Origin of the sequence: Massilia cavernae, assembly GCF_003590855.1 — a bacterium.
In the GTDB taxonomy this organism is placed as follows: domain Bacteria; phylum Pseudomonadota; class Gammaproteobacteria; order Burkholderiales; family Burkholderiaceae_D; genus Telluria_A; species Telluria_A cavernae.
In genome coordinates this window covers 1-17,657 of sequence record NZ_QYUP01000037.1, presented here as the reverse complement: position 1 = coordinate 17,657, position 17,657 = coordinate 1, and the positions used below count along the sequence as shown (strand labels likewise).

Genomic DNA, 17,657 nt, shown 5'->3' with positions numbered 1-17,657 from the left:
CTGTAAGTGAGGGGCAGCAGGGGAGCTAGGCGCCGACGGTGAAAGCAGATATCTACTTGCTGGATATCGGACCGTAGGCGGCCATGAACACGGCCACGGCACGCTGCGCAATCGCGGCAATTTCGTCCTTGCCGAGCGGTTCGAGCGTGTGGAAATGGAACTCTTCAAGATGTTCGGATTCGAGCAGCCCTTTCAGGTGGCGGGCCGCGATCCGGGCGTCCGCCTTGCGCAATTTGCCCAGATCCATCTCTTTTTGCAGGAATTGCGCCAGCATCGCATCGCTGCGGGCGGGTGCCATCTCGTAGCACTTCTTGCCGAGGCCCGAACGGCCCCCTTCGGCGATCACCAGCCGCCTTACCGCCAGCACGTCGGGAGAATAGAGGAGGGACAGCAGGCGCTGCCCGAACTGCTCCAGTGCGGTGGCGACGTTGGGCCCGTCCGCATCCAGGGCCGCGTGGCTCGCTTCGAACTCCGCCTCGGTGGCGCGGAAGATCACGTCGAAAAACAGCTCTTCCTTGCTGGAGAAGTAGTTGTAGATGGTCGCCTTGGACCCGCCGCCGCGCTGGCTGACGGTGTCCATAGAGGCGCGCTCGTAGCCCATTTCGCGAAATACCGCTGCCGCCACGTCGAGGATGGCCTGGCGTCTTGTCTCCGTCTTCTGTTTCATGGTGCGGTCTAAAGTGAACTGGTACGTTTAGTTTAGCTGATTTTTATGCGTAAATATACGGAGACGATCGGCGGTGGAGCCGCCGCGCAACACTGCTCCGCGAGCTATCTAATCCAGATATAGCTGAAATCGATCCGGCAGCCTATCTCGCACTTGTCAGACATCCTACAGTTGGTTCCTGGACAGTTTTTTTGACAGGATCAGCAATGAAAATGCATTGGCAATTCGAGCGGGGCGGGGTGGGTGGATTTGTGGTTGCGATGTCATTGGCGCTTGGCGCCGCGGCGCCGGCGTCCGCTGCGGACGCAAGGGCGCGCATGGTGACCCCACTGGTCACCGGATGGCAGTTCACCCAGGACGACACACTGGCGGACGATGCGGCACTGGCCTCGGGCGGCGCCGGCTGGGAGCAGGTCAGCCTGCCGCACACCTGGAATGCGCGTGACGCCGCGAGCATCGCCCAGACGACACCCGCCAGCAAGGAATACAAGCGCGGACTCGGATGGTACCGGCTGCAGTTCCAGCACACGCCTGGCGCGCCGAATCACTGGCTCCAGTTCGACGGCGCAAGCATCGTCGCCGATGTCTGGCTCAATGGCACGAAGCTCGGGCGCCACCAGGGCGCCTTCGGCACCTTCCGCTTCGACGTCACCCGTCATGTCGTCACCGGCCGCAACGTGCTGGTGGTAAGGGCCGACAACCGGCTTGCCACCGCTGCCGGCGAACCGACCGCCATCGCCCCGCTGTCCGGCGACTTCAACATGTCGGGCGGCCTGTATCGCGCGGTTTCGCTTGTGAGCACTCCGGCGCGGTCGTCTATCGCACTCGACGACCTGGGCAGCTCGGGCGTCTACTTCAAGACGGAATCGGTTAGCGCCGATGGCCGCGCCAGTGCCAGCGTGCGGGTACGCCTTGCCAACGGCGCCGCCGGACAGACCGTGCGCGCCAGCCTGAAGGACGCGCGCGGCAGGCAAGTTGCTTCGGCAAGGCAGGCAGCGAACGTGCCGGAGGCGACGCTGGCGCTGGCCGTCCCGAAGGCGCGCCTGTGGCAGGGCCGCAGCGACCCTTACCTGTACCGCCTCGTGGTGGACTTGCTCGACCGGAACGGCAAGGTGATCGACAGCGTCAGCGAGATGGTGGGTATCCGCCAGATGCGCTTCGATGCCGACAAGGGTTTTTTCTTGAATGGCAAGCATGTGGCGCTGCATGGCGTGAACGTCCACCAGGACCAGCAGGACAAGGCATGGGCGCTGACCGAGGCCGACATCGACGCGTCGCTGGCGCAGGTGATGGACCTCGGCGCCAATACCGTGCGCCTGGCCCACTATCCGCACGCGGCCTACACCTACAAGCAGGCCGACCGCCTGGGGCTGGTCGTCTGGGCCGAAGCGCCTTTCGTCAACCAGACCCTGACGGCCGCGGACTGCAAGGCCGGCGCCAAGGTGCCCGAGTTCTTCGAAGCCAACCTGTCGCTGCAAGTGCAGGAGATGATCCGCCAGCATTACAACCGCGCTTCCGTCGCCATGTGGTCGATCGGGAACGAGGTCGCTATGTCGGGAACCTGCCAGGGCGTCGATACCGTCACCCCGACCCTGCGCAAGCTCCACGCGCTGGCGAAGGCCGAGGACCCGGCGCGGGCCACGACCCTGGCGGACTTCAACGAAGACCTGGGCGCGATGGGCAAGATGTTCCCGGTGCTCGCCACCGGCGGCATTACCGACACGCTGGGATTGAACCGCTATGACCTGTGGTACTACGTGGTTCCCGGCGGCGTCGGCGCGATGCTCGATGCTATCCATGCGAAATATCCGAACCAGCCGGTCGGCGTGTCCGAATACGGCGCCGGCGCGGCCTTGACCCACCAGACCGACAACCCGCAAGGCGGGGTGGTATCCAACTTCGACTTCTTCGGCAAGACGCGCACGCTGTACCAGCCGGAAGGCTACGCGAACTACGTGCATGAGGCGAGCTATGCGCAGATGGCCGCGCGGCCCTTCGTCTGGGGCACCTACGTATGGGCGATGTTCGATTTCGGCTCCGGCATGCGCCACGAAGGCGACATCGGCGGCACCAACACCAAGGGCCTGGTGACCTTCGACCGCAAGACGCGCAAGGACCCGTTCTACTTCTACCAGGCCAACTGGAGCAGCAAGCCGGTGACCTACATTACAGGCCGCCGCTACACCGAGCGCGCCTACCAGGTCGCCGACGTCAGGGTGTACAGCAATGCGGAAGCGACCAGCCTGTTCCTGAACGGCCGCGAGATCGGCAGCCTGGCTGCGGTGCAGTGCCCGCTGCGGGTGTGCGTTTTCCCCGGCGTGAAACTCGACGAAGGCGACAATCGCGTCGAAGCGCGCGGCCGCCACGGCAACCGCACCGTCACCGATACCGTGCGCTGGCAGCTTGGCGCCGACAACGCGCGCAATGTCTACATCGCCGCCGGCCAGCCGACCACCGGATTCCTGTCCTCCCAGGGACAGCGCTACGGGTCCGACAACTTCTTCATCGGCGGAAAGGGCGACTGGATCAAGCGCTCCGGCACGATGGGCGCCGCGTTCAACGCCGTCGTCACGAACATCGCCGACGACAAGGACCGGGTGCTGTGGGAAACGGTGCGCCACGGCGCCTTCAGCTACCGCATCCCGCTCGCCGACGGCCGCTACGAAGTGACGCTCGGCTTCCTCGAGCCGCTGGCCGATGCCGCATCCGGCAGCCGCGTGTTCGACGTGGAAGCCAACGGCGCCGAGAAGCTGGCCGCGTTCGACGTGGTGGCCGAGGCGGGCGCGCACAGCACGGCGGTGTCGCGCAGCTTCGGCGTCGATGTCGCCGACGGCGTCCTCCAGCTCGATTTCAAGCCGCGCACCGGGGACGCGATCGTCTCGAACATCCGCGTGATGCGCCGATAGGTAAAACCAGAATCCGATTTATCAAGCAAAACCACAAGAAACTACTACAAGGAGACAAGATGAAAACCATTACCACGCCACCGGGCCAACTGCGCCCAACGTCGATCGCGCTTGCAGCCGCCATGCTGGCGATGGGCGCCTGTGCCGTACCGGCACTGGCACAGCAGGGAGCAGCGCCGGCCAAGACCGTGGAAGAGGGCCTGCAGACCGTGGTCGTCACCGCCCAGAAGCGCGCCCAGCCGATGCAGAAGGTGCCGGTCGCCGTCAACATGGTCGACGCCAAGGCCATCGAGAACCAGCAGATCGTTGATTTCAGCGACCTGACTCGCGTGGCGCCATCGATGACGCTCAACCAGAACCCGGGCAACAACACGATCTCGCTGCGCGGCATCGGCACGTTCGCCTTCAGTATCGGCATCGAATCGGCGGTGTCTGTCATCGTCGACGAAGTGCCGGTGGTGCAGCAGATGCAGGCGTTCTCGAACCTGAGCGACATCGAGCGCATCGAGGTGCTGCGCGGTCCGCAGGGTACGCTGTTCGGCAAGAACTCGTCGGCCGGCGTCATCAACGTCGTCACCAAGGAGTCAAGCGATACGCTGTCGGGCCATGTGCAGGTGACGGCGACCACCGACGACGAACGCAAGGTGGAAGCGTCGGTCTCCGGGCCGGTCAGCGACGCAGTCGGCTTCCGCGTGAATGCCTACAAGGTGAAGCGCGACGGCGAAATCACCAACCTGACCACGGGCGAAGACCTGAACGGCGAAAGCGCCAAGGGCGTGCGCGCGCGGATCGACTTCAAGCCGACTGCAAACCTGCGCGGCAAGGTCATCGCCGACTACGGCACGCGCCGCGTCGGTGGCCCTGTCCAGACCCTGCGCGCGGCTCCTGCCGGCGCACGCCTGTTCGGGCAGCCGATCGCACCGGCACTGGCCGGCGTCACCGCCGGTCCGGAGAACCGTAATGCGCGGATGGATACCGCCGGTTTCACCGACAGCAAAAACACCAGTTTCAGCGGCACCCTGAACTACCAGCTCGACAACCACACCCTGACCTCGGTGACCACCTGGCAGGACTGGAAGTACAACTACCTGGCCGATTTCGACGGCTCCGAGATTCCGCTGCTGGCGATTTTCTCGGGCGGCGCGGTCCAGGGCGGTTTCCCGATGAACGGCCCTTATCACTCCACCATGCTGACCCAGGAACTGCGCATCGCATCGAACGGCGACGGCGCCTTAAATTACCTCGGCGGCCTTTACTACTCGGATTCGGACAGCGAGCGCGCCTTCACCCGCAGCCGCGCCGGCTTCCCGGTTGCCGCCAAGTGGGACGCCAACACTGGCAACCGCACCGTGGCGGCGTTCACCCAGGGCGAGTACAAGCTCACCGACGCCACCCGCGTCAGCGCCGGCTTCCGCTACAACCGTGAAAAGATCAATGTCGGCTTCACCAACCTGATCCCGGCTGTCCCGGCCCGCTTCGCCGGCGCCAGCTCCGACGATGTCGTCACCGGCAAGGTGGCGCTGCAACACGACCTGGCCAAGGCGGTCATGGTGTACGCCTCGTTCGCGACCGGCTACAAGGGCGCCGGCTACGATGTGTCGAGCGGTTTCGACCAGTCGCGCATCGACCGCCCGGTGGCGCCTGAAACATCGAAGGCCTACGAAATCGGCGTCAAGAGCCGCTTCCTGCAGAACCGCGTTCAGCTCAACGCCACCGCCTTCCTGACCGACTACAAGGACTTCCAGGCGCAGTCCTCGGTCGTCGACCCGTCCACCCAGCTGCTGCAAAACGCCGTCAACAACGTGGGCGAACTGCGCACCAAGGGCATCGAGCTGGAACTCACCGCGCGCCCGGTCAACTCGCTGGTGCTGGAAAGCTCGCTGGCATTGGTGGACGCGAAGATCACGTCGTACAGGAACGCCGGCTGCTACCTGGGGCAGACGCTCGCGCAGGGTTGCATCCCGCTTGGCAATGGCTTCGTGCAGGATCTGAGCGGCAAGCGCCTGTCGAATGCGCCCGAGGTCAAGGCCACGCTCGGCGCGACCTACAACTTCCCGCTCGGCGAGTCGGGCTACAGCGGCGTCGCCAACTTGAACTACCAGTACCAGTCCGAGGTCAACTTCGACCTGAAGGTCAATCCGCTGCAGGTGCAGGAGGGCTATGGCATCGTGAACGGCAGTATCGCGCTGAGCACGCCGATGCATGCGCTGAAGGTGACGCTGTTCGTCAACAACCTGTTCGACAAGAGCTACGCCACCTTCATCAACGACACGGCCGACCTGCATGGCGGCGCCCACGTACTGACCCAGCTGCTGCCGCGCAATTCGCAGCGCTACGTCGGCCTGCGCGTGAAGTACGAGTTCTAAGCGAGCCGTCATGACGAACGCCAAAACGGGAGGCAGCTACCGGTGGACGGTGTGCGCGATGCTGTTCTTCGCGACCACCGTCAACTACCTCGACCAACGGCGAACCTGTTCACCACGGTGTCGGACATGTTCCCCAAGAAGTCTGTGGCGACGGTAGTCGGCATCGGCGGCATGGCCGGCGGACTCGGTGGCGTGCTGGTGTCGAAAACCGGCGGCTGGGTGTTCGATCATTTCGGCGCGATGGGCCGGATCGAAACCGGCTACACGCTGATGTTCGCCGGTTGTGCGCTGGCCTACCTGGCTGCCTGGTGCGTGATGAAGGCCCTGGTGCCGATGCATGTGGAAATCGCGCCGCCGGGCTTCGGCATGTCCCTGAAACCGACGAGTGATTAATGGGCCTTGACGAATCATGAACAAACCATTTATACGCTAAGGAGTTCCATGCACATCGAACGAGTGGGAGCAATGACGTGCGCCGTGGGCGAGAGCCCCGTATGGTGCGCGCGCAGCGGCTTCTGGTATTGGGTGGATATCACGGCGCGCAGCATCTGGCGCTTCGACCAGTCGTCAGGCCGGGCGCGCACATGGGCCAGCACCGAAATGGTGGCCTGCATCGCGCTGGACGAACAGGGCGGCCTGGTTGCCGGCATGGAGAGCGGCATCTTCGCCGTGCGGCTTCCGGAGGAGGCCAACACCGCGATCGCCGAGTGGCTCGCGGCCCCATCCGCCGACATGGCCGGCATGCGTTTCAATGACGGGCGCTGCGACCGCCAAGGCCGGTTCTGGAGCGGGACCATGTTCCTGGACCCGGCGCAGGGAAGGGCGGATGGCAGCCTGTATCGCTACAGCCGCGCGGAGGGGCTGTCGGCGCCGGTCGTGTCCGGCCTCGTCGTACAGAACGGACTGGCCTGGTCGCCGGACGGGCGGACGATGTACCTGTCCGACTCGCACGTTTCACGGCAGCTGATCTGGGCCTTCGACTATGACACCGATACCGGCACCCCAAGCGGCCAACGGGTCTTTGTCGACATGCGCCAGCATCCTGGACGCCCTGACGGCGCCGCGATCGACGTCGACGGCTGCTACTGGATCTGCGCCAACGACGCAGGGCAGTTGCACCGGTTCACGCCGCAAGGAAAGTTGGACCGTTCGGTAAACCTTCCGCTTGCCAAGCCGAGCATGTGCAGCTTTAGCGGCGCGGACATGAGGACGGTGCTGGTCACGTCGATCAGCGCGGGTGCTCCGGAAGGGGACCATCTGGCCGGGGCGGTATTGACGCTCGACCTGGGTGTGGCCGGCATGGCCGAGCGGCCCTTCGCGCCTTGACCGGGATGTTAGTATCTAGTCGTGGATAACTAACCCCGACTCTCATGCAAATCTTCAGCCGCGACCAGACCATCCAGGCCTTACCTTACTCCCGGCTTGTCCCTGCCGTGGCCGAAGCGGCGAAGCAGCTGGCGGCGGGTGTCATCACCGCCCCGGACCGCCAGGTCGTTCCTATCGATGCCGACAGCGTCCTTCTCAGCATGCCCGCCATCGCTGCCGATATCGGCGTGACCAAGCTGATTACCGTGCATTCGAAGAACGCCAGGCACGGCCTGCCGGCGATCCAGGGCGAGGTGATTGTCTTCGACACCGCCACCGGGCGCAGGCTCGCCTTGCTCGACGGCCCAACGGTCACCGCACGGCGGACAGCCGCCATGACGCTGCTTGGCATTGAAACACTGGCGCCAAAAAGGCCGGCGTCCGTGCTCATCATCGGCACGGGAACGCAGGCCGCAGCTCATTGCGACGCACTGGTCGACTACTTCGGCGTGTGTGACTTTCGCATCGCAGGCACCACGCTGGCGAGTGCGGAAACCTTTGCAGCTGCATTGAGGGCGAGGCACGCGCCTGCGGCCTTGCAGGTAGAGGCGCTGGCTGCTGGATCGCTCAGGCAGGTCGTTCCGCAGACGGATGTCATCATTGCCTTGACGACGTCCGGCGTGCCGGTGATTCCAGCGAGGATCGCCGCCCAGACGCTTGCCGTGGGAGTGGGCGCATTCAAACCGGACATGGCGGAATTCCCGCCGGAGCTGCTCCATGAGCGGCAAATCATTGTCGATGACCTGGACGGAGCAAAGCATGAGGCCGGCGACCTGATCCAGGCCGGCGTCGACTGGAGCAAGGTCACGCCACTGGGCGACATTCTTTCAGGGAAAGCTGCACGTCCATCCGGCGTGCCGGTCTTCAAGACAGTCGGGCAGGCCGCATGGGACCTGGCCGCTGCGCGGGTCGCCACCGCCTCGCTTCAACACTCGTCTTGAATCAAACGGACGCGGCGGCGCTACGGAAGGAATACCGGTTGCGCCCTAATTGCTTGGAACGATAGAGTGCCTCGTCCGCCGCCTTCAACAGCGTTTCAACGCTAGGGTTGACTTCGGTACTCACCATTTCGATGCCGATACTGGTCGTCACGATCCGGTCGACGCCGTTGATCGAGATCGGCTTTTCCATCGCCCGCAATATCTTCTCGGCCACCAGCGTACTTTCGCTGTCGTTGGACAGCCTCTCGAGGATGACGACAAATTCATCCCCGGCGAGCCGGCCGACTGTGTCTGAACGGCGTACGCAGCCGGCAAGGCGGCGTCCGAACTCTTTCAGCACCAGGTCGCCTGCCTGGTGGCCAAGCGTGTCGTTGATCGCTTTGAAACTATCCAGGTCGAGATACATGACCGCAGCGAGCGATTGGGCATCCCGGTTGTCGTCGATCGCCCGCGAAATGCACTCCTTGATCTGGATCCGGTTTGGCAGGCCTGTCAGGGAATCGAAGCGCGCCATGACATTGAGCTGGCGCTCGAGGAGTTTCGCTTCGGTGACGTCATGGACCAGGCAGGTCACGCCGATAATGTCGTTCTCGGCCGAAAACTGCGGCGTGTACGTGGCCTGGTAGTGCCGGATCCTGTCGGCTTCCTGGCGCTCGAACCCAAAGGTCGCTACCTTGCCGCCGAGGGCGCACGTGAAGTGCTTTTGATGGATTTCCATCTCTTGCGCTCCCAGCAGGTCGCCGATGAGATTTCCCTCGATCGCGTGCATGGGCCGGCGCATCCAGGTTTCGTGCGTGCGATTGGCAAATTTGATCCGCCCGGTCTTGTCGACGAAGGTTACGAGCGCCGGCAGCGTATCGGTCACGGCGCGCAGCAGCTGCTGTTGCGACGACAGGTCCTGTTCAGCGCGCTTGTAGGCGGTGATATCCGTGCCCATGGAATAGAAGCCGCGTACCACGCCATACGCATCGAAGTCTGGAACGTACTCGTACTGCATGCACATGACACTGCCGTCTTGTTCGACCATCCGTTCAAACGACACCCGCTGTCCGCTCAACGCCTGCTCGATGCAGTCGGCGAATGCGTTGTAGACGCCATCGCCAAAGACCTCGGTAATTGTTTTTCCAAGCATGTCTTCAGGCTGCAGGCCGTGGAAGCGCTTGTAAGCACTGTTGCAGAAACGATAGCGGTGATCCAGGTCGATGTATCCAATCACGGCCGGCATGCTATCGGTAATGGTGCGGGTACGCTGCTCGCTTTCCTGGAGGACCAGGTGCGATTGTTTGAGCTCGGTGACGACTCGGCCGCGCTCGAGCATGAGCGAGTCGAACACACGGCCAAGCCGGCCCAGTTCGTCGTTCGAGTAGAAGGAGGACGGGCGCCACTGCTCGGAAGAGTCTTTGGTGGCAGCGATCATCTTCTGGCCGAGCTCGCGCAAGGGCTTGAGGGCTCGATAGAAAATGAAGCATGCGAGCGGCGTGAGGAGGGACGTCAGCACAAGCGCGAGGAGGGTGCTTTCCCAGCGCAGTTGCACGGCGGAGTGGAACACTTCGTCCGTCGGCAATACCGAGGCGACAATCCAGTCGACACCGTTGGTGGGCTTGTAGGAAACCATTGCTTCCTTGCCGGTATGCGTGAACGAACGGCCAGTCCCCTCGAAGCCGGAAGTCGCCTGTCGCATCGACACTTCGGAATGATTGGCCTTGTCGATTGAAGTGAGGATCCGGCCGGCGTCCGGATGCGTTACGTACACCCCTGCCTGCTGACGATGAAGTAATACCCCGACTTCCCGATCTTCACGTCGGACAAGTCACGGATAAAACTATCGCGCGCGAGGTCGATGGTTCCAGCAAGGATGGCGACCAGCTCGCCATTGTTGTTGCGGATTGGCGCGGTCAGCACGATCACCGGCCTTCCCGAAATCGCACTCTGGAGGGGCGCGGAAATGATCGCGGCGTTGGTGCGCAATGTTTGCCGAAAATATTCGCGGTCCGACAAATCCACTTCACCCGAGGTGGGATCGCTCAGGTTGGCGATCTGGTGGCCGCGGCGATCGATGACGACCAGGTTGCTGAAAAAGCTCTTCATCATGTGATGCCGATTCAGCCACTCTTGATAATGCTGGCGGTCGTGAGGGACGACGCTGGCGATATCGGACGCCGACCGGATCAGCGCATCGCGCCGGAGCATGAGGTTGTTGTCAATCTCGTGCGCGATCTGGGCTACCGCAGTAGCCTCCCGCTCGCTGATGATATTTTCGACCGACTGTTGCTGGAAAACGATGGAAGCAATCGAAATCAATGCAGCCGTCACCACTACCAGCAAAGCGACTGCGGCAGCGAAACGTGTAGTGAGCGTTCCTTCAGACACCTTGTGCCAGAATGGAAAAACTTTATTCACGGAAAACGTCTTCATTTTGATTGTTGATTTAGCCGGGCCGCCACAGGCCAGGCTGAAAGGCCGCGACAGCGGGTCGAGGCGAGGTAATCCCCTGGAGGGCGAAAACTGCATTGAATAGGTTGGCGCTTTTGCCTTTTATGCATCAGTTTTTGATGCAGCAACCTGGCGCTGGTGGCAGGTTATGAGAGCAGTTCAGCGGAGCCGCGGGGATAGGGCGGGACCGGCGTTGCGTTCTTGAGGCACCGAAAGCGACGATGCATCCAGTCTACATGAATTTTCTTCGGGAAACACACATTGTTATGCCGCACGAGTCCACCGAAAGGCCCGGCGTCGCGCCGGCGGCACATTTTGACCCGCTGGCAACGCGATCCGGCGTCTGTTGGTACACTATTTCCAGTTTATTAAGCGCACTTACCCCGTTCGGCCGATGCGCCGTCCTCGCCTTTTCACGCTGGAGAAAAAATGAGCACCGAAAGCACTCAGAACGAAGACAAAAACATGCAGTTGCGCGTAGATGCGCTCGAGTATCACCGCAGTCCGACACGCGGCAAGATCGAAGTTGTCGCCACCAAGCCGCTGTCGAACCAGCGCGACCTGTCGCTCGCGTACTCGCCGGGTGTTGCCTACGCTTGCGAGGAAATCGCCGCCGACCCGAACATGGCTGCCGAGTACACCTCGCGCGCCAACCTGGTGGCCGTGATCAGTAACGGCACCGCCGTGCTCGGACTGGGCAACATCGGGCCGCTGGCGTCCAAGCCTGTCATGGAGGGCAAGGGCTGCCTGTTCAAGAAATTCGCGGGTGTCGACGTGTTCGACCTGGAACTGGACGAACTGGATCCGGACAAGCTGGTCGACGCGATCGCGATGCTCGAGCCTACCGTGGGCGGCATCAACCTGGAAGACATCAAGGCGCCCGAATGCTTCTACATCGAGAAGAAGTTGCGGGAGCGGATGAACATCCCCGTGTTCCACGACGACCAGCACGGCACCGCAATCATTTCCACCGCGGCGCTGCTGAATGCGCTCAAGGTGGTCGGCAAGGAGATCGGCCAGGTGAAGCTGGCGGTGTCCGGCGCTGGCGCTGCGGCGATCGCCTGCCTGGACATGATGGTGATCCTGGGCGTCAAGCGCGAAAACATCTACGTCACCGATTCGAAGGGCGTGATTTTCGCCGGCCGCGAGGCCAACATGGAAACGAACAAGGCGCGCTATGCCCAGGCGACCGACGCGCGCACGCTGGCCGACATCATGACCGGCGCCGACGTGTTCCTTGGCTGCTCTACCGCGGGCGTGGTGACCGGCGAGATGGTCAAGACCATGGCATCGCAGCCTGTGATCCTGGCGCTGGCCAACCCCGAACCGGAAATTCGTCCGGAAGTCGCGCGTGCGGCGCGGCCCGATTGCATCATTGCGACCGGACGTTCGGATTACCCGAACCAGGTTAACAACGTGCTGTGCTTCCCCTACATCTTCCGCGGCGCCCTCGATTGCGGCGCGACCCGCATCACCGACGAGATGAAACTGGCCTGCGTGACCGCGATCGCCGAGCTGGCCGAAGCGGAAGCCACCGACATCGTAGCCACGGCGTACGAGGGCCAGGACCTGTCGTTCGGTCCCGAATACATCATCCCGAAACCGTTCGACCCGCGCCTGCTGTCGGCCATCGCGCCGAAAGTGGCGGAAGCGGCGGCGGCGTCGGGCGTTGCTGCCCGTCCGATCGAGGACATGGCGGCCTACCGCGACAAGCTGGCGCAGATGATCTACCACACCGGGTTCTTCATGAAACCGGTGTTCACGAAAGCCAGGGCAAACCCGCGCCGGGTGGCGTACGCGGAAGCGGACGACCGGCGCGTGCTGCGCGCGGTGCAGACCGTGGTCGACGAAGGGCTGGCCAAACCTGTGCTGATCGGGCAGGGCGCCAGCATCGAACGCGCGATCAGGGAGGCCGGCCTGCGGCTCAGGCGCGATGTCGATTACACGCTGGTGGAGGCCGACGGCGACACCACGCTGCAAGGCACGCGCCTGCTGAAATCCGGCGAAGTCGATGGGCTCATCTGCGGCATGAAGGGCAACTACGACAGCCACCTGGAACACGTTAGGAACGAAATCGGCACCGCGCCGGGCGTCGAGGTGCTGGCCGCGATGAATGCGCTGGTGCTCGACAAGCACACTCTGTTCATCACCGATACCTATGTCAACGACCAGCCTACGGCGTCGGAACTGGCCGTGATCACCCGCCTGGCCGCCACCGCGCTGCGCCAGTTCGGACTGGAACCGAAGGTGGCGCTGCTGTCGCATTCCTTCCTCGGCTCCTCCGAGCGTCCGTCCGCGCGCCGCATGCGCGAGGCGCGCGAGCTGCTGGCGCAGATCGCGCCCGAATTGCCGGTGATCGGCGAGATCCACGGCGATGCAGCGCTGTCGCAAGAGATCCGCGATATCTACCCGATCGAGAACGGCTTCGCCGGCAGCGCCAACCTGCTGGTGATGCCGTCGCTGGATGCGGCGAACATCCTGTTCAATGTGCTGAAGGTTGCTGCTGGCAAGGGTGTTACGGTCGGGCCGATCCTGCTCGGGACTGCAAAACCGGTGCATATCCTCAGTCCGAGCGCCACTGTGCGCCGCATCGTCAACATGACGGCGCTGGCGGTGGCAGGTATGGACTGACAGGACCTGGGCGGCTGTCGACAATCGGCACCGCCCTAGTTCGTGCCGCCTGGCGCTTCACTGTCGGCGCCGCCAAGGTAATGCGGGTCGGGAGCGACGTAGGCCACCACGTTGCGGGTCATGATGCCCGCTGGAGCGACTCGGTTCAGCGCAAACGAGGAAATTGATGGTGCGACCGTGAAATTCCAGGCGAATTCCTTGTCGCCAACGATAAATTTCACCGTCTCGCCCCCGGTGACGTTAACCCACCGGGTCTCGGGCGTAATGACAATCGCCTGCGTGGCGGCGGCCGTTGGCGCCGGGTCGCCGAGCAGCTCCGTCCGCGGGGCGACGTTCGAAAGCGATGCACATGAAGCCAGCAAGGCAAGTGCGAGAATGGAAGGGAACATCGATTGACGTTTCATGCCGTCCTCCTTTCACAGTAATAAACCGGCATGGAGCATCCCGCACCATATCCTGATTCGACGCCGGTCGGCGATGCTGGTTCCGTCATTATAGGCATCTTCAGGCCCGGCCCACGCATGCAGGCCGCCGCGGGTTCTGGCAATTTCTGCTGCCGGCCCAACTATGCGATCGGCTCGGCCGCACATGCTTCAGCTACTGCTAAGTTTCTTGAATGACAAGTTGTGCGACAATGCTGGCGGCCCAACGGCCTCAATGATTTCGGAGAATTGTCATCGTCACGCCACGCACTCGTCACAACGCTAGACTCATTCCACTACTGGCCGGCGCCGTCGTCGCAGCCGCCCCGAGCTGGGCTCAGGAAACGCAGCAAACCCAAGCCACGCAGCTAACCCAGCCGGCACAGCCGAAGCCTGGCCAGTCGAAGCCGGCAGGCGCGCAGCAGTCCGTAACTCAGGCGCAAGCGCCAGCGCCGGAAACTCCAGCGCCACCACAGGAACAGGTCGAACCGCAAGCGACCGTCACGGTCACCGCCGCCAAGCTGTCCAACCGCATCGACCGTCAGGTCTATGACGTGAAGGCCGACCCGGCCACGTCGAACGACACGGTCGCCGATACGCTGAACAAAGTACCCTCGCTCGCAGTCGACCCGGATGGCGCCGTGACCGTGCGCGGCAAGAGCAACGTGCAGATACTCATGGACGGCAAGCCGTCAGCCATGATGCAGGGCGATAACCGCGCCGCCGCACTGAATGCCTTGCCGGCCGCCGACCTCGAATCGGTCGAGGTCATCAACAATCCCGGCGCGCAGTTCGGCAACGAAGGCGGCGGCGGGCCGATCATCAACCTGGTGATGCGTCGCGAACGCAGCCCGGGCGGCTTCGCCGTCGTCAACGCCAACGTGGGTTCGTCCGGCCGGTACAACAGCTCGGCCTTCGGCAGCTACACGACCGGGCGCATGAGCGTGCAGGGCAGTTTGCACCGCCGCCACGATGGCCGCGATACCAGCGGCGAGACGGTGCGCGAACGCATCGACCCGGTCACGGGCGCGGTATCGCGCAGCACCCAGTTGTCCGATGGCGACAGCCGCAATGACTCCGCCGGATTCAACGGCTCGGCCACCTACAACCTGGGCGAGCGCGATGTAGTTGGCGTGAGTGCCAGTTATAACGAGTTCACGAACGATGGCGACTCGCTCGAGCGCTACCGCAGCACCGGCGCAGGCGGCGTGGTCGACAATGAATACGACCGCACTACCGTGCGCGAAGCTGTCAACAAGAACTACAGTCTCGGTGGCCGGCTTGACCACAAGGGCAGCCTGCCGGGCGAGGTCTTCAAGCTCGACCTGCGCCTGTCCGGCACCGACGCCGACAGCGACGTCCGCTTCGCCAGCCGCTATGCAGTGCGTCCGCCCGGCGCGCTCGACAGCCTGACGCGCCAGGACAACGCCACCGATACCCGCGTGGCGGACTTCACCGGCGACTACGAGCGTCCGCTGGGCACGGGCCTGCTCAAGCTCGGTTACAAGCTGGCACGCACCGGCAACAGTTTCGATACGATGTTCTTCGATACGGATACGCTCACGCTGGCCGAGTCGGTGAACCGCTCACGCACCAACCGCTTCGAGCTGGACGACACCACGGTGGCACTGTACGGCTCCTACCAGTACCGCGTCGACAGCCAGTGGAGCATGCTGGGTGGGCTTCGTGCCGAGTACAACGAGCTGGACATGCACCAGGTCACGACCGGCATCCATGCGACGAACAGCTCCACCGACCTGATCCCGAGCGCCTTCGTTACCTACGGCCTGTCCGACGACACCACGCTGCGGCTCAGCTATGCGCACCGCATTCGCCGCCCCAACGCGGCCGAGCTGAACCCGTTCGTGATCTACCGCGACGAGTTGAATGTCTCGTCGGGCAACCCGAATTTGAAGCCAAGCGAATCGGACTCGCTGGAAATCGGCATGGAGACCAAGCTGGGCAAGGTGGAAACCAACCTGCGCCTGTATGCGCGCCACGATACCGACCTGATCTCCAGCGAGTCCGATTCGCTTGGCTTCAAATTCGGGTTGCCCGACGAGACATTCAACTCGTCGCGGTAGATCACGAACGGGTTCAGCTCGGCCGCGTTGGGGCGGCGAATGCGGTGCGCATAGCTGAGCCGCAGCGTGTGTCGTCGGACAGGCCGTAGGTAACGAAGGCGCTCGGGATCAGGTCGGTGGAGCTGTTCGTCGCATGGATGCCGGTCGTGACCTGGTGCATGTCCAGCTCGTTGTACTCGGCACGAAGCCCACCCAGCATGCTCCACTGGCTGTCGACGCGGTACTGGTAGGAGCCGTACAGTGCCACCGTGGTGTCGTCCAGCTCGAAGCGGTTGGTGCGTGAGCGGTTCACCGACTCGGCCAGCGTGAGCGTATCCGTATCGAAGAACATCGTATCGAAACTGTTGCCGGTGCGTGCCAGCTTGTAACCGAGCTTGAGCAGGCCCGTGCCCAGCGGACGCTCGTAGTCGCCGGTGAAGTCCGCCACGCGGGTATCGGTGGCGTTGTCCTGGCGCGTCAGGCTGTCGAGCGCGCCGGGCGGACGCACTGCATAGCGGCTGGCGAAGCGGACGTCGCTGTCGGCGTCGGTGCCGGACAGGCGCAGGTCGAGCTTGAAGACCTCGCCCGGCAGGCTGCCCTTGTGGTCAAGCCGGCCACCGAGACTGTAGTTCTTGTTGACAGCTTCGCGCACGGTAGTGCGGTCGTATTCATTGTCGACCACGCCGCCTGCGCCGGTGCTGCGGTAGCGCTCGAGCGAGTCGCCATCGTTCGTGAACTCGTTATAACTGGCACTCACGCCAACTACATCGCGCTCGCCCAGGTTGTAGGTGGCCGAGCCGTTGAATCCGGCGGAGTCATTGCGGCTGTCGCCATCGGACAACTGGGTGCTGCGCGATACCGCGCCCGTGACCGGGTCGATGCGTTCGCGCACCGTCTCGCCGCTGGTATCGCGGCCATCGTGGCGGCGGTGCAAACTGCCCTGCACGCTCATGCGCCCGGTCGTGTAGCTGCCGAAGGCCGAGCTGTTGTACCGGCCGGACGAACCCACGTTGGCGTTGACGACGGCGAAGCCGCCCGGGCTGCGTTCGCGACGCATCACCAGGTTGATGATCGGCCCGCCGCCGCCTTCGTTGCCGAACTGCGCGCCGGGATTGTTGATGACCTCGACCGATTCGAGGTCGGCGGCCGGCAAGGCATTCAGTGCGGCGGCGCGGTTATCGCCCTGCATCATGGCTGACGGCTTGCCGTCCATGAGTATCTGCACGTTGCTCTTGCCGCGCACGGTCACGGCGCCATCCGGGTCGACTGCGAGCGAGGGTACTTTGTTCAGCGTATCGGCGACCGTGTCGTTCGACGTGGCCGGGTCGGCCTTCACGTCATAGACCTGACGGTCGATGCGGTTGGACAGCTTGGCGGCGGTGACCGTGACGGTCGCTTGCGGTTCGACCTGTTCCTGTGGTGGCGCTGGAGTTTCCGGCGCTGGCGCTTGCGCCTGAGTTACGGACTGCTGCGCGCCTGCCGGCTTCGACTGGCCAGGCTTCGGCTGTGCCGGCTGGGTTAGCTGCGTGGCTTGGGTTTGCTGCGTTTCCTGAGCCCAGCTCGGGCGGCTGCGACGACGGCGCCGGCCAGTAGTGGAATGAGTCTAGCGTTGTGACGAGTGCGTGGCGTGACGATGACAATTCTCCGAAATCATTGAGGCCGTTGGGCCGCCAGCATTGTCGCACAACTTGTCATTCAAGAAACTTAGCAGTAGCTGAAGCATGTGCGGCCGAGCCGATCGCATAGTTGGGCCGGCAGCAGAAATTGCCAGAACCCGCGGCGGCCTGCATGCGTGGGCCGGGCCTGAAGATGCCTATAATGACGGAACCAGCATCGCCGACCGGCGTCGAATCAGGATATGGT

The 17,657-nt window shown here is 63.4% G+C and carries 10 protein-coding genes and 2 pseudogenes; 7 read left to right on the top strand and 5 right to left on the bottom strand.

The annotated features are described in order from the left end of the window. Positions 1–52: 52 nt before the first annotated feature. Complete coding sequence (locus D3872_RS03775) at positions 53–667, bottom strand: TetR/AcrR family transcriptional regulator (protein WP_119809543.1); 615 nt, start codon at positions 665–667, stop codon at positions 53–55. Between the two features lie 206 nt (positions 668–873). Here D3872_RS03775 and D3872_RS03770 point away from each other — a divergent pair, with 206 nt between their 5' ends. From D3872_RS03770 to D3872_RS03750, 5 genes and pseudogenes are all read left to right on the top strand, one after another. After that, positions 874–3,573 carry a glycoside hydrolase family 2 TIM barrel-domain containing protein gene (locus tag D3872_RS03770; protein WP_119809542.1) on the top strand — a complete coding sequence of 900 codons (2,700 nt, stop codon included), beginning with the start codon at positions 874–876 and terminating at the stop codon, positions 3,571–3,573. Positions 3,574–3,632: 59 nt separating this feature from the next. Then, positions 3,633–5,939, top strand: a complete 2,307-nt coding sequence (locus tag D3872_RS03765; protein ID WP_119809541.1) for a TonB-dependent receptor — start codon at positions 3,633–3,635, stop codon at positions 5,937–5,939. Positions 5,940–6,035: 96 nt separating this feature from the next. Further along, positions 6,036–6,332 (top strand): annotated as a pseudogene (locus tag D3872_RS03760) (hypothetical protein); the annotation flags it as partial. Between the two features lie 48 nt (positions 6,333–6,380). Then, the gene (locus tag D3872_RS03755; protein ID WP_182915667.1) at positions 6,381–7,265 is read left to right on the top strand and encodes an SMP-30/gluconolactonase/LRE family protein; all 885 of its coding nucleotides are present in this window, start codon (positions 6,381–6,383) and stop codon (positions 7,263–7,265) included. Between the two features lie 44 nt (positions 7,266–7,309). After that, a complete protein-coding gene (locus D3872_RS03750) occupies positions 7,310–8,245 on the top strand; it encodes a delta(1)-pyrroline-2-carboxylate reductase family protein (RefSeq protein ID WP_119809540.1) in 936 nt (311 codons plus the stop codon). A 1-nt stretch (position 8,246) separates the two neighbouring features. On the opposite strand, the gene D3872_RS03745 is transcribed toward D3872_RS03750, so the two are convergent. Further along, entirely contained in the window at positions 8,247–9,926 is a 1,680-nt protein-coding gene (locus tag D3872_RS03745) for a diguanylate cyclase domain-containing protein (protein WP_147373784.1), read from the bottom strand. A 62-nt stretch (positions 9,927–9,988) separates the two neighbouring features. After that, positions 9,989–10,660 (bottom strand): PDC sensor domain-containing protein, encoded by a 672-nt coding sequence (locus tag D3872_RS03740; RefSeq protein ID WP_182915666.1) that lies wholly within the window; start codon positions 10,658–10,660, stop codon positions 9,989–9,991. 447 nt (positions 10,661–11,107) lie between these two features. Between D3872_RS03740 and D3872_RS03735 the strand changes: the two genes are divergently transcribed. Then, positions 11,108–13,309 carry an NADP-dependent malic enzyme gene (locus D3872_RS03735; RefSeq protein ID WP_119809537.1) on the top strand — a complete coding sequence of 734 codons (2,202 nt, stop codon included), beginning with the start codon at positions 11,108–11,110 and terminating at the stop codon, positions 13,307–13,309. Positions 13,310–13,344: 35 nt separating this feature from the next. On the opposite strand, the gene D3872_RS03730 is transcribed toward D3872_RS03735, so the two are convergent. Further along, a complete protein-coding gene (locus tag D3872_RS03730) occupies positions 13,345–13,713 on the bottom strand; it encodes a CzcE family metal-binding protein (RefSeq protein WP_119809536.1) in 369 nt (122 codons plus the stop codon). A 266-nt stretch (positions 13,714–13,979) separates the two neighbouring features. On the opposite strand from D3872_RS03730, the gene D3872_RS03725 reads away from it, so the two are divergent. Continuing rightward, on the top strand, positions 13,980–15,815 hold the full coding sequence (locus D3872_RS03725; RefSeq protein ID WP_502567156.1) for a TonB-dependent receptor domain-containing protein: 1,836 nt from the start codon (positions 13,980–13,982) through the stop codon (positions 15,813–15,815). Here D3872_RS03725 and D3872_RS26285 read toward each other — a convergent pair. After that, a pseudogene (locus D3872_RS26285) lies at positions 15,797–17,130 on the bottom strand (TonB-dependent receptor domain-containing protein); the annotation flags it as partial. The gene D3872_RS03725 and the pseudogene D3872_RS26285 sit on opposite strands and share 19 nt — an antisense overlap. Positions 17,131–17,657: the final 527 nt, after the last annotated feature.

Excerpts from the sequence above, each read along its gene's own strand:
- D3872_RS03735 (WP_119809537.1), top strand. The coding sequence starts at position 11,108 with ATGAGCACCGAAAGCACTCAGAACGAAGACAAAAACATGCAGTTGCGC.
- D3872_RS03775 (WP_119809543.1), bottom strand. The coding sequence starts at position 667 with ATGAAACAGAAGACGGAGACAAGACGCCAGGCCATCCTCGACGTGGCG.
- D3872_RS03755 (WP_182915667.1), top strand. The coding sequence starts at position 6,381 with ATGCACATCGAACGAGTGGGAGCAATGACGTGCGCCGTGGGCGAGAGC.
- D3872_RS03745 (WP_147373784.1), bottom strand. The coding sequence starts at position 9,926 with ATGCGACAGGCGACTTCCGGCTTCGAGGGGACTGGCCGTTCGTTCACG.
- D3872_RS03765 (WP_119809541.1), top strand. The coding sequence starts at position 3,633 with ATGAAAACCATTACCACGCCACCGGGCCAACTGCGCCCAACGTCGATC.
- D3872_RS03750 (WP_119809540.1), top strand. The coding sequence starts at position 7,310 with ATGCAAATCTTCAGCCGCGACCAGACCATCCAGGCCTTACCTTACTCC.
- D3872_RS03740 (WP_182915666.1), bottom strand. The coding sequence starts at position 10,660 with ATGAAGACGTTTTCCGTGAATAAAGTTTTTCCATTCTGGCACAAGGTG.
- D3872_RS03730 (WP_119809536.1), bottom strand. The coding sequence starts at position 13,713 with ATGAAACGTCAATCGATGTTCCCTTCCATTCTCGCACTTGCCTTGCTG.
- D3872_RS03770 (WP_119809542.1), top strand. The coding sequence starts at position 874 with ATGAAAATGCATTGGCAATTCGAGCGGGGCGGGGTGGGTGGATTTGTG.